Annotated in this window: 11 protein-coding genes; 6 read left to right on the forward strand and 5 right to left on the reverse strand. The window is 68.2% G+C overall.

What is annotated here, in order from left to right; all coding sequences use genetic code 11:
* The 6 genes from L3i22_RS51620 (at nucleotide 1) to L3i22_RS51640 (ending at nucleotide 6,634) form a co-directional block, all read left to right on the forward strand.
* A complete protein-coding gene (locus tag L3i22_RS51620) occupies nucleotides 1-546 on the forward strand; it encodes a hypothetical protein (RefSeq protein WP_221324682.1) in 546 nt (181 codons plus the stop codon).
* Nucleotides 543-1,664, forward strand: coding sequence for a M23 family metallopeptidase (locus tag L3i22_RS51625; protein WP_221324683.1), 1,122 nt, complete (start codon nucleotides 543-545; stop codon nucleotides 1,662-1,664). Before L3i22_RS51620 ends, L3i22_RS51625 begins: the two co-directional genes overlap by 4 nt.
* Nucleotides 1,664-2,266 (forward strand): hypothetical protein, encoded by a 603-nt coding sequence (locus tag L3i22_RS54230; RefSeq protein WP_255657776.1) that lies wholly within the window; start codon nucleotides 1,664-1,666, stop codon nucleotides 2,264-2,266. Before L3i22_RS51625 ends, L3i22_RS54230 begins: the two co-directional genes overlap by 1 nt.
* 794 nt (nucleotides 2,267-3,060) lie before the next feature.
* A complete protein-coding gene (locus tag L3i22_RS51630; protein ID WP_221324684.1) occupies nucleotides 3,061-5,655 on the forward strand; it encodes an FtsK/SpoIIIE domain-containing protein in 2,595 nt (864 codons plus the stop codon).
* Entirely contained in the window at nucleotides 5,652-6,353 is a 702-nt protein-coding gene (locus tag L3i22_RS51635; protein WP_221324685.1) for a hypothetical protein, read from the forward strand. The genes L3i22_RS51630 and L3i22_RS51635 overlap by 4 nt, the downstream gene beginning before the upstream one ends.
* 20 nt (nucleotides 6,354-6,373) lie before the next feature.
* Complete coding sequence (locus L3i22_RS51640) at nucleotides 6,374-6,634, forward strand: hypothetical protein (protein WP_221324686.1); 261 nt, start codon at nucleotides 6,374-6,376, stop codon at nucleotides 6,632-6,634.
* Between the two features lie 441 nt (nucleotides 6,635-7,075).
* Here the strand turns inward: L3i22_RS51640 and folE are convergent, their stop codons facing one another.
* From folE to L3i22_RS51665, 5 genes are all read right to left on the reverse strand, one after another.
* Nucleotides 7,076-7,702 carry a GTP cyclohydrolase I FolE gene (folE, locus tag L3i22_RS51645; RefSeq protein ID WP_370644588.1) on the reverse strand — a complete coding sequence of 209 codons (627 nt, stop codon included), beginning with the start codon at nucleotides 7,700-7,702 and terminating at the stop codon, nucleotides 7,076-7,078.
* 17 nt (nucleotides 7,703-7,719) lie between these two features.
* Entirely contained in the window at nucleotides 7,720-9,732 is a 2,013-nt protein-coding gene (ftsH, locus tag L3i22_RS51650) for an ATP-dependent zinc metalloprotease FtsH (RefSeq protein WP_221324687.1), read from the reverse strand.
* 296 nt (nucleotides 9,733-10,028) lie between these two features.
* Nucleotides 10,029-10,604: a hypoxanthine phosphoribosyltransferase gene (hpt, locus tag L3i22_RS51655; protein WP_221324688.1), complete on the reverse strand. Its 576-nt coding sequence runs from the start codon at nucleotides 10,602-10,604 to the stop codon at nucleotides 10,029-10,031.
* Between the two features lie 64 nt (nucleotides 10,605-10,668).
* Entirely contained in the window at nucleotides 10,669-11,643 is a 975-nt protein-coding gene (gene tilS, locus L3i22_RS51660; RefSeq protein WP_221324689.1) for a tRNA lysidine(34) synthetase TilS, read from the reverse strand.
* A 2-nt stretch (nucleotides 11,644-11,645) separates the two neighbouring features.
* Nucleotides 11,646-12,704, reverse strand: a complete 1,059-nt coding sequence (locus L3i22_RS51665; protein WP_221324690.1) for a zinc-dependent metalloprotease — start codon at nucleotides 12,702-12,704, stop codon at nucleotides 11,646-11,648.
* Nucleotides 12,705-12,717: the final 13 nt, after the last annotated feature.

The following is a 12,717-nucleotide window of genomic DNA, read 5'->3' on the forward strand; positions in this document are numbered from 1 at the left end:
ATGTCGGGGATAGTCGCGCGCGCACTCAATGCCCTCTTCCGTACGCGGTGGGGCGTCGCACTGGTCTTGGTTGCAATCGTGCTGGCCATCGTCGGCGTCGGCCGGCTTTTGTCGGATGGAAAGTCCAGTTCACCCGCGGTCGGATTGGGCTCTCCTGCTCCCGCGATCAGCATCGACCCCTCTGAGGACGACAGCATCGTCTCCTCGCAAGCCCCGCCCAAACCGAAGACCAGTCCGGGGCGGGCCCAGCCGGAGCAGGTGGCCTACGCCTTCGCCTCTGCTTGGGTGAGCCACACCAACGTCACCTCGAAGAAGTGGCTGGACCGGCTGCTGCCAAACGCCACATCCGACCTTGCCGACCAACTTCGCGGAGTGGACCCGGCCGGAGTCCCCGCCGATCAGGTGCTCGGGCGTCCCACTCTTGAGGTGGTCAACGAAACCCAGGTCAACGCAATCGTCACGATGAACTCCGGTCAGCTCAGCCTCCGGCTGGTCGCGCCCGAAGGTCACTGGCTGGTCGACGGCATCGACTGGGAGGGTGCATGACTTTCCGGCGCCCTCGCAAGGCCGTGCTGCTAGTCGCACTGGTTGCAACACTCGCCCTAATGTGCTGCGGCGGAAGTGTCGCGATACTTCTCTTCGGTGAACTCGCCGACGATAACAGCCAGAGCAACCTAAACTCTGCGGCGTTCGACTGCGGCCAGGGCGGGCCGATCGATGCGAATGCGAAACTGCCAAAGGCCCGGGAATACGGCGCCCAACAAGTCCGCAACGCCGCCGTCATCATCAACGTCGGCTCAAAACTAAAGTTGCCCCCTCGTGCCTGGGTAATCGCCGTGGCCACCGCGATGCAGGAGTCCCGGCTGTCCAACCTAGGCAACCTAGGTTCTCGTAACGACCACGATTCCCTCGGTCTGTTCCAGCAACGGCCGAGTTCCGGGTGGGGGACACCACAGGAGGTCCAGAATCCGGAGTACGCCGCCACGAAGTTCTACGAGAAGCTCAAGACAATCAAGGGTTGGCAGAGCATGTCGCTGACCCGGGCAGCGCAGGCCGTGCAGATCAGTGCGTACCCGGATGCGTACGCCAAGCACGAATCCGCAGCCACCCAGATGGTGAACATGCTGGCGCATGGCGCGGCGAATGCCGTGGGGAACTCGCTTTCCATGTCATGCGCCTCGGCCGGACAGGTCGCCGCATCCGGTTGGACCATCCCGGTGAAGGCGGAGGTGGGTTCCGGCTTCCGGAGCCCGGAACGACCCAATCATCAGGGCGTCGACCTGATCGCATCGCGTTACACACCGATCGTGGCGGCCGCGAGTGGCATCGTGTCGGTAGTGAAGTGCGATGAGGATTTCAAGGGACGGAAGACGTGCGACGTCGACGGGTACCCGGGCAAGGGCGGATGCGGCTGGATGGTCGAGATCCAGCACGCCGGAAATGTCATGACCCGTTACTGCCATATGGTGCAGCACCCCTTCGTAAAGGTGAATCAGAAGGTGACCGCAGGCCAAGTACTTGGCCGAGTCGGAACCAGCGGCAACTCGTCCGGTCCCCATCTCCACTTCGAGGTTCACTACAATAATGATCGATCAAGCGCGGGCGCAACTAATCCCGTACCGTTCATGCAGAAGCAAGGCGCACCGCTAGGCAACGCAGGATAATGGACGAATCTTTTTCAGACCCATTCTCGAAAAATGATCGCTGGGAGCTTGATCCGCCACGCCCGATCGCTCCGACTCCTGCCACTATGACCGATACATTACGTGGCCGTCGTGTATTGATCGGACTTCCCGGACTCGGCTGGCGTGGAGACCTTCGCGCAGACGAAAAAGTTATCCAGGGAAGCAGGACATACATTCCGGTAATGCCAGAGGCAGAATGGTACCGAGCAGAGGCAGAACAGACCGAAGTATTTGCCGTTCTCGTCCCAGTTGATCGGGTGTGGGTAGAGGAATTAGGGGTGGTTAGCACACAAAACCGTGCTGGGCAATTGCACCCCAGGGGCGTATCTCTTGATTATCCACCTCGGCGGCCACCGACACAGTCAGACCAGGCGGGGCCGATAACGGGTCGACGCTCAATAAGGTTGCTCGACGATGGAGGCGAGCAGCGAGATCTACGCGTGACGACGGAGCTCTACGCCAGCCAGAACGGTGATATCTGCGCACGAGTTTGCGTCGAACTCGAATGGTATCGATGGTCCTGGACTGGAAATGTTCCGCAAACGCTGGAAGTTCCTGCAACACTTCTCTGGATCGAGTGACTTAAGAAGCTGGACTAGCCGAACAGACTCTCCAGCCGTCCTCGTCAGACATCTCGAACTTCCAGGGATCAAATGTTTCTTCAGAGCCACCTGAGATTGTACGAACAATATCTACCGACGCGGAAGCATGACTGCCAGAAGCTTGAACATTCAAGTTCTTCCAGCTAACCATCACACCGATAGAAAACTTCCCCTCTGTCCTTCGAACCTCGTCACGAAATGCGCCCAACCGACTGAGATCAATATTTTTTTTACAGGTATACAACTCAGCCTCCTGGTCATCTCGGTCTGTCAGGTAGGCCCCCAGAAAGTTTACTAGGACGACACTCGGGTCGGTACGCTTGATTTCGGTAGCATTGTCGTAAACCGCGACAATCACCCCAACACCGCCCAGGCAGAGCAGCGCCACGACCCCGGCGCCCAAGGCCAGTAGCAACCGCGCTCGCCGACTTCGAAATCGACCGACACGTCGCTGCGACTTTGCGGTGACGGGAGGCTCCTGCGCGCCACCCCTGTCGATCCCCGCCATCGGCACCGCGGGGGTCGATGGCACGTTCGGTGATGCTGGGCCGAGTCCGGGTTTTGGGTCGTGCGGCTGCATACATACGACACTAATTCGTCATCGCTCGCCCATCACGGTAGGGACAGCACCGAACCTCACCCGCCCCGCGCCCGTACCCATGATCACAAGCTCCTGATAGGACACTCCCGACATCCGGGACCCGAACCCGCACCGGGACCGCATTGCGTGGACCCTCGCTGGTCTGGGATAGGTTTTATGCGCGCGACAGGAGGTGACAGCAGTGGCGGATTCGGCTCTGCGGGTCCGGCAGGCCGCTGCTTTGCACCGGCAGGCGGTGGCGACAGCGGATGCGGCCTCCGCTGCCCTGGAGGCATATGCGCCGGGCACTGCCGACCCTGGGGAACAACATCGTCTGGCTCAGCGACTGCAGCAGGCCGCGGCGATGGTCGCGCCGGGCTGGCTCGGGGCGCCGCTCGACGCGCTCACGCCGAAGGCTCCGCTGGGTGGCGGGCTGACGCCGCAGTTCGTCCGGATCGGGGTGGCGCAGCCGCTCGACGACGTCCGGTTCCCGGCGATTGTCCCGCTGCTCGGGGTGGGTCATCTGACGATCGACGCGAGCGCCACCGATCCTCGGGTGTTCGGCCTGCTCAGGTCGCTTCTGTTGCGCATGCTCGCGGCTGCCCCGGCCGGTTCGCTGCTGGTTCGCACGGTGGACGGGGTGGGTGGCGGCGCGGTCTTCGAGCCGTTCGAGGAGCTGGCCGACGCCGGCCTGATGTCGCCGCCGGCGACCGATCGGCAGGGGCTTCGGGACGTGCTGTCCGAGGCGGAGAAGTGGCTGCGCCCGGTCCGGACGGGCAGCAAGAAGGTCCGGCGGGACCGGATGCTGCTGGTGATCATCGCCAGTCTGCCGGAGATGACCGAGGGCGAGGAGTTGCGCCGGATCGCCGCGCTGGCCCAGCAGGGGCCGGATTCGGGGCTGCACCTGATCGTGGCCGGCTGGCCGCCTCCGCCGTTGACCGCGGAGACCACGCAGGCCCCGCTGCCGCGCACCACCGCCGTCTCGGTGCGTAATCCGTTCGCGGTCGTCGGTGACCCGCCGGGCGGCTCGTTCGGGTCGACGCCGGAGGCGCCGTGGCTGAACGCGCCGGTCTTCCTGGACGAGGAGCCGCCGCCGCACCTGGTCGACGCGGTCTGTCAGGAGCTGGCGGCGCATTCCGCGGCCGCGTCCCGGGTGACCCTGGCCGACCTGTTGCCGGAGCCGGCCGAGGAGCTGTGGTCAGCGGACGCGTCGGCCGGGGTGGAGACGGTGGTCGGCCATCACGGCGACGTGCCGCTGGTGCTGCGATTCAACGACCTGACCCCGCACTGGATGGTCGGCGGGCGGTCCGGCGCCGGCAAGACCGCCTTCCTGATCAATGTGTTGTACGGGCTGGGCGCCCGCTACTCCCCGGACGAGCTGGCCTTCTACCTGCTCGACTTCAAGGAGGGCGTGTCGTTCGCCGAGTTCGTGCCGACCCGGCGGGACCGCACCTGGCTGCCGCACGCGCGGGCGGTCGGCGTCGAGTCCGATCGGGAGTACGGGCTGGCCGTCCTCCGTGAGCTGGACGCCGAGATGACCCGCCGCTCGATGGCGTACAAGCGGGCCGGCGTCTCCCGCTTCGCCGATCTGCGCGCGGTCGCCGCCGAGGAGGGCCGGGGTCGCCCGCTGCCCCGGGTCCTGTGTGTCATCGACGAGTTCCAGGTGCTGCTGGCCGGCAACGATCCGACGGCGGCCGAGGCGGTGGGTCTGCTCGAGTCACTGGCGCGCAAGGGCCGGTCGTACGGAATCCATCTGGTTTTGGCAAGTCAGACGGTCCTCGGCGTCGAGGCGCTCTATGCCAAGCGCGATTCGATCTTCGGCCAGTTCCCGGTGCGGATCGCGTTGCCGGGCGGCGGTGACGTGCTGGAGCCGACCAACGATTCGGCGGCCGGCCTGCCGCTGGGCAGCGCGGTGGTGAACACGGCCGGCGGTCTCGGCGGCCCGCGCGGGGCGACCCGGGGACACGAACGGGTGGTTCGGTTCCCGGATCCGCACGCCGACCAGGATTTGCTGAGTGACCTGCGACACAAGCTGTGGGGCGCCCGCGATCCGGAGTCGATCCCCCCGCGCATCTTCGCGGGGTACGCGCTGCAGCACCTGGCCGACGACCCGACCTATCGGGCCGCGCTGGCCGGCCGGGCCAGCCGCCCGACCGCGCTGGTCGGCCGGATGATCGACGTGAGCCTGTCGACGGCCGCGTTCGCGCTGGACTCGTCGCCGGGCCGGCACCTGGCGATCCTGGGCTCGCAGGTGACCGGTTCCGAGGTGCTGGACGCGGCGGCCCGCAGCGTGGCCGCCTGTCACGCCCCGCGGACCACCCGGTTCGTGATCGCCTCCCTGGTCGCCGAGGGCGACGCGCTCGCCGCCGAGCTGGCCGCCGAGATCGCGCACCGGCAGGAGGTGGTCGTGGTGGACGCCGCCGGCCTGGCCGCCGAGCTCGCCGCCGACCAGCCGGGCTACCGGGTGGTGTTCGGGATGGACGCCGCCCCACCGGGCAGCCTGTCCGGCCTGCGGCAGCTGCTGCGCGAGGGCCCGAGCCGGGGCGCGCATCTGCTCTCCTGGTGGCGCGGCGTGCGCCGGTTCAGCGAGGAGACCGGCGGCAGCCTGGGCCGGGAGGACGTGGCCGGCCTGCTGTTCCTGAATGTGCCGCAGTCGGATGTGACGCTGATGCTGGGCCGCGCGGTCGACTGGCAGCCGAGGCCGAACCGTGCGCTGCTGCATGACCGGCACACCGACCGCACGACCACCGTGGTTCCGTTCGTGCAGCCGGAGGGCGACAACCCATGACGGACCAGGAGCAGGCAGCGCAGAGCGGGGTGGTGCCGGCTCAGGCCGGTCCGCCGGCCGACGGTCCGTGGGCGGCCTATCTGGCGGCGGCCCGGGATCTGGACGCGGTGCGCCGGGCGGCCAGCACGGTCGCCGGCGAGCAGGCGGCCACGATCGCGACCGCGCGGCAGGAGCTCGACGCGGTTCGTGCTCGGCTGGCGCCGCAGCGGGCTCGGCTGGTGCGCGATTTCGGCGTACCGGAAATGGATCTGATGCCGTTGGAGGGCGAGCGGGCAACCGCTCTCGCGGCGGTGACCGGTGGTCCGGGTGCCGTTCTTTCCGCGCTGCGGCAGGCCCGGCTCACCGCGGACGCCGCCGATCATGCCTTCATCGGTCCGCTTCCGGCCGGCTCCGGCCGCCCCTGGGCGCGGAATCTGCTGGTCTACGGCCCGTTCGCGGCCGCGGTGCTGTTTGTCCAGATCATCCTCTACCTGGTGGCGCCGAGCGGCTCGCTGCCCACCTACACGCTGCTGTGCGGCCTCAGCATGCCGCTGCTCGCCTTCGGCCTGGGGTGGGCCACCATCGGCTTCGTCTGGGGCGCTGACGGCGAGCAGGGCGGGCCGCAGGTGGATCGCACGCCGGTGGTGGGCATCGTCGCGTGCCTGACCCCGGTCCTGCTCACCTGCATGGGCGTCGGCCTGCAACAGCTGGTCAGCTGACTCACGAGAGGACGAGAACAGTGGCGAACGTCGAAGAGATCAAGGTCAACATCGCCGCCTCGGTGGACGGCGCGGACCGCGCGATCGCCGGCATCCAGACGGTTTCCGATCAGCTCGACCAGTCCCTGGCCATGCTCCGCCTGACCGCGATCGGCTCGTTCCACCCGGCCGCCGCGGCCGCCATCGCCCACCTCGAGCAGGCCCGCACCCGTCTCGACGAGGCGACCCAGCTGACCCGCGCCGCGATGGACTCCGCCAACCAGTACCGCAGCATGATCTAGTGCGTCCGAGATAGATCAAGATCAACTTCAAGGTCTTTCTTGCCTCGGTCCGCCGGGGTACAGATCGTCGCTCCCGCGGGGACCCTTCCGGTCTTTGCAGGGCGCGGGGCGCCCAGAACGCAAAGCCCTACAGGGCGACGTCCGAGGGTGGGCACGGTTCAAAAGAACCCACGCGACGCGGCGGCCACACGAGGTCCAGCCGCGTGTCACGCCCCCGGCTGGCGCTCACGGCTGTTCCCGGCACGCAAAGCAGCCCTGAGCACCAGCCACGACCGCACCCCGCGAACCGGCCAGAGCCGCGAGCACCACGCGAACCGGTCAGAGCCGCGAGCACCACGCGAACCGGTCAGAGCCGCGAGCACCGCGCGGGACCGTGGCCCGAAACGAGCATGAGCACCCGCCGACCGGGTCGGCTGGTGCTCATGGCTGTGACAAAAGAGCTCAGCGGGCGTTTATCAACGCCATCGCCTCGGCCCGGACCTTGCCGTCGGTCTGGAACGCACCCCGGACCGCCGACGTCACCGTCCGCGCGCCGACCTTGCGGATCCCGCGCATCTCCATGCAAAGGTGCTCGCACTCGAGGACCACGATCGCCCCGCGCGCGCCCAGCTTCGCCATCAGGAGATCGGCTATCTGCGACGTGAGGCGTTCCTGCACCTGGGGCCGGCGGGCGTAGACCTCGACCAGGCGGGCCAGCTTCGACAGCCCGGTGATCCGCCCATCGGTGCCCGGGATGTAGCCGATGCTCGCGACGCCCTTGAACGGCAGCAGGTGGTGCTCGCACATGCTCTGCACCTCGATGTCGCGGACCAGGACGAGTTCCTCGTGGTCCGCCTCGAAGGTGGTGGTCAGCACGTCGGCCGGCTCGACCCGCAGGCCGGCGAAGAGCTCCGCATAGGCGCGGGCGACCCGAGCGGGGGTCCGCTGCAGGCCGTCCCGGTCCGGGTCCTCACCGATCGCGATGAGGATCTCCCGGACCGCCTTCTCGATCCGCCCGAGGTCGACGGCGTCCTCCACCGGAGTTCCGGTGAGCTTGCCGTCGACCAACCGGGCAGCGAGATAATCGATTTCGTCGCGCGTGCTGATCAGTTACTGCCTTCCACGGCGCCGTTCGCGTTCGGTCCGACCGCGAGCTGCCCGTCCGACTCGGCCTGCGCCTTGAGCTTCTCCCGCTCGGCGGGGGTCAGCACGGGCGGGGCCTCCGACGGCAGACGCTTGCCGAAACCGTTGAACGGCGACATGGGCGGCCGCTTCTGCACCCGGGCGCAGATCCGGTCCATGTCCTCGCGGGTGAGCGTCTCTTTCTCGATCAGCTCGAGGACCATCTCGTCCAGGACGTCCCGGTACTCCACCAGGATCTCCCAGGCCTCGTCGTGGGCGAGCTCGATGAGAGCGCGCACCTCGGCGTCGATGTCGGCCGCGACCGAGTCCGAGTAGTCCCGCTCGTGGCCCATGTTGCGGCCCAGGAACGGCTCGTCCCCGCTGGTCCCGTACTTCACGGCACCCAGCTTGGAGCTCATGCCGTACTGCGTGACCATGGCACGGGCCAGACCGGACGCCTTCTCGATGTCGTTGCCGGCGCCGGTGGTGGGCTCGTGGAAGACGAGCTCCTCGGCGGCCCGGCCACCCAGCGCGTACGCCAGGGTGTCGATCATCTCGGCGCGGGTCTGGGTGTACTTGTCCTCGACCGGCAGGACCAGCGTGTGACCCAGCGAGCGGCCACGCGGCAGGATCGTCACCTTGTGCACCGGAGCGGAGTGCGGCAGCGCGTAGGCGACCAGTGCGTGTCCACCCTCGTGGTACGCGGTGATCTTCTTCTCGTTGTCGCTCATCGCCCGGGTACGGCGCTCGGGGCCGGCGATGACCCGGTCGATCGCCTCTTCGAGGAAGTAGTTCGAGATCGCCCGCTTCTCGTTACGCGCGGTGAGAAGCGCGGCCTCGTTGATCACGTTGGCCAGGTCGGCACCGGAGAAGCCCGGCGTCCGGCGAGCCACCGAGTCGAGGTCGACGTCCGGCGTGAACGGCTTGCCCTTGGCGTGCACCCGGAGGATCGCCTTACGGCCCTCCATGTCCGGGTTGTCCACCGGGATCTGCCGGTCGAAACGGCCGGGACGCAGCAGCGCGGGGTCCAGGATGTCGGGCCGGTTGGTGGCCGCGATCAGGATCACGCCACCCTTGGTGTCGAAGCCGTCCATCTCGACGAGCAGCTGGTTGAGCGTCTGCTCGCGCTCGTCGTGACCGCCGCCCATGCCGGCACCACGGTGCCGGCCGACCGCGTCGATCTCGTCGACGAAGACGATCGCCGGAGCGTTCGACTTGGCCTGCTCGAAGAGGTCGCGGACCCGGCTCGCGCCGACACCGACGAACATCTCGACGAAGTCCGAGCCGGAGATGGAGTAGAAGGGCACGCCGGCCTCGCCGGCGACCGCGCGGGCCAGCAGCGTCTTACCGGTACCCGGCTGACCGAAGAGCAGGACGCCCTTCGGAATCTTGGCGCCGAGTGCCTGGTACTTCGCCGGGTTCTGCAGGAAGTCCTTGATCTCCTGGAGCTCCTCGACCGCCTCGTCGGCGCCCGCCACATCGGCGAACGTCGTCTTGGGCGTGTCTTTGGTGATCATCTTCGCTTTGGACTTGCCGAAGTTGAGCACCCGGGAGCCGCCGCCCTGCATCTGCGACATGAACAGCAGCAGGAGGACCACCAGAATGGCGATCGGCAGCAGGTTGATCAGCAGACTGAGCAGGATGTTGTCGCCGGAGACGGTCGCATTGATCGTCCCCGTGATCCGCCCCGCCGACTTGGCCTGCTCGACGTCATCCCAGATTGCGCTGGTGACCTCGTACGGATACTGGGTCTCGATCTTGTCCGTGCTCTTGCCGTTGAACTGCTCGGTGCTCTTGAGATCGATCTGGAGCGTCTGCTCCTTGTCCTTCTGGACGACCTTCTCGATACCGGGCTGGTTCAGACGCTCGAGAGCGACGGAAGTGTCTACCCGTTGGTAGCTGGGACCGCTGGTGAAGATCGAGCTCAGCGCGACTACGCCGATGATCACCAGAATGATCCAGACCACCGGGCGGCGGAAGAAACGCGTACGTTCCATACTGTTGTCGGGCGCCAAGCGCCCGGACCCTCCTGATCGGCGTCCTGGTCACCTCAACGTGGCCGCCCACCGGCGGCAGCCGGAATCAATGCCCCCGTTTGGTGACGGTGAATCACTCCCGGCCCCTCCGGCGCTCGTGACACCACGCCGTCGGTCACTCGACCGTACACCGTGGGCACGGATTGCGAACCCGTGAGGCCGTAGGGCGAACTCCACGTAACCCCCCGCAATCCGGCGCGTTTCAGCAATAAAACGGTTCATAACCACCATTACTGAGAACACGCTGAGAAAGCGGTTCAGCTACGGGCGTAGACCTCCGGCTTGAGAACCCCCACGTACGGCAACTCGCGGTAACGCTCCGCGAAGTCCAGTCCGTAACCGACCACGAACTCGTTGGGGATGTCGAAGCCGACGTAACGGACCGGAACCTGCACCTTGACCGCGTCCGGCTTGCGGAACAGCGCGACCACCTCGACGCTGGCCGGCTGCCGCGACTCGAGGTACTTCATCAGCCAGGACAGGGTCAGCCCGGAGTCGACGATGTCCTCGACGACCAGCACGTGCCGGCCGGCGATGTCCCGGTCCAGGTCCTTCAGGATGCGCACCACGCCGGACGAGGTGGTCCCCTGTCCGTACGACGAGACGGCCATGAACTCCATCTCGGTGGACGGGCCCTGCCGTCCCAGCGAGCGGGCGAAGTCGGCCATGAACATGACCGCGCCCTTCAGCACGCAGACCAGGAGGATGCCGTCCGGAGCGTCGGCGTGGTCCGCGGCCACCTGCTTCGCCAACTCGTCGATCTTCTCGCGGATCTGCTCCTCCGAGATGATCACGTGGTCGATGTCGGTGTCGTACCAAGAACCATCAGCCATGGGCCTAAGCCTGCCGCATCGAGGTTACCGTTCGTGAAACGGGGCCGGATTCGCTCCGGATCGTTCAGCTGACATGGGTCGGAACCACCCGAACGAGGTCGTTCTCCCGTCGCGCCACGGCGATCCCGCCGGGCAGACACGCCGGCCCCTGCCCGTGCCAGTCGGTCACCAGCGCGTCCAGGGCGGTCACGTGGCCGTACGCCAGCGCGCCCCCGGGCGCCCCCAGCTCCCGGGCCCACCGGTGCAGCACCCGCCCCCGGATCGCGCCACGCAGCCCGGCCAGCACCGGCACCGCCAGCCCGGCGGCCGACCGGGCCCGGGCCAGGGCGTCGGCGGCCAGCTCGTCCAGCGTCTCGTTGTCCGCCGCGAGCAGCGCCGCGGTCCGGGCCAGGTTGCCGATCACGGCCGGGCCCAGCTCGGCGACGAGGGTGGGCAGGGCGGTGCCACGGACGCGGGACCGGGCGTACGCCGGATCGGTGTTGTGCGGATCCTCCCAGGGGGCCAGGCCCAGGGCGGCACACGCCTTCCGGGTGTCCGCACGGGCCACGTCGAGCAGCGGCCGGCGGAACACCCCGCGCCGCGGCGGCATCCCGGCCAGCCCGCGCGGGCCGGCGCCCCGGGCCAGCGCCAGCAGCACCGTCTCGGCCTGGTCGTCGCGGGTGTGCCCGAGCAGCACGGCGGCCGCCCCGAGCTCGCCGGCGGCGGTCTCCAGCGCGGCGTACCGCGCGGTCCGGGCGGCCGCCTCCGGCCCACCGGGCAGGCCGGCGACCGTGACGGTCGACACACTGACCGGATCGAAGCCGGCGTCCCGCGCCCAGGCGGCGACCGAGCGGGCCCGGCGATCCGAGCCCTCCTGCAGCCCGTGATCCACGGTGACCAGCCCGACCCGGCCGGAGACGAACCGGGCCGCGGCGGCCAGCGCGAGGGAGTCGGCGCCGCCCGAGCAGGCGACCAGCACCAATGCGCCGGACGGCAGATCCGCCAGGCCGCGACGGACGGCCGTGCGGACCGCGGCGACCGGCGCCGGGATCCGGGCCACGGTCAGTCGAGGGCCGGGCGCGCGCCGTGCACCCGCGCCACCCAGGCATCCGGATCGCTGAGCTCCTCCAGCCAGGGCAGGGTCAGCGGGGACTCGAAGATCTTGTTGAAGCCGTCCATCCCGACCCGCTCGACCACGGCGTGCACGAACTTGTGGCCCTCCGCGTACTGCCGCATCTTGACGTCCAGGCCGAGCAGCCGGCGCACCGCCTTGTCCAGCGGGTTGCCGCCCTCGCGGCGGCGGTTGAACTTGGCCCGGATCGCCTCGACGCTGGGGATCACCTCGGGGCCGACGCCGTCCATCACGAACTCGGCGTGGCCTTCCAGCAGGGTCATCAGCGCGGTCAGCCGGTCCAGCACGGCTTTCTGCCCGGGGGTCTGCACGATGTCCAGCACCGAGACCCGGCTCTCCGAGTCGCGCAGCGCGTCGGAGAGGGTGGCGACGCCGCGGCGCAGCCGCTCCAGCATGTGCTCGCCGCCCTGCGAGGCGTCGACGAACGCCTGCACCTGGCCGAGGAAGTACCCCCGCATCCAGGGGACCGCGGTGAACTGGGTGCGGTGGGTGACCTCGTGCAGGCAGACCCAGAGCCGGAAGTCCCGCGGGTCGGCGCCGATCTTGCGCTCGACCTCGACGATGTTCGGCGCGTTCAGCAGCAGCTGGCCGGGGTCGCCGGAGAACACCTCGTACTGCCCGAGGACGCGGCCGGACAGGTAGGCCAGGATCGTCCCGGCCTGCACGCCGGTCACCCGGGAGCCGATCGCCTCGGCGAACGCGCCCGGCGGCTTGTCCCCGGAGAGCTTGGTGACCAGCGGATTGATCACCTGTTGGAGGCCGGCGATGTTCACCTTGGCCCAGTCCCGCCGGTCGACCACCCGGACCGGCGGCACCTCGACCTGGGCGACCAGGCCGGTGAAGGCCGCCACGTGGCCGGCTGCCTCCTCGGTCAGATCCCGCAGCTCGGACACCACCTGAGCGGCCTCGTCGTAAGAGACCGCCGGGCCTGATTTGGACAGCGCGCCCGCGGTCGCGGCGGCCAGATCCCAGTCAACGAACTGCGCCATGCAGCCGACAGTA

Origin of the sequence: Actinoplanes sp. L3-i22 (assembly GCF_019704555.1) — a bacterium.
In the GTDB taxonomy this organism is placed as follows: Bacteria; Actinomycetota; Actinomycetes; order Mycobacteriales; family Micromonosporaceae; genus Actinoplanes.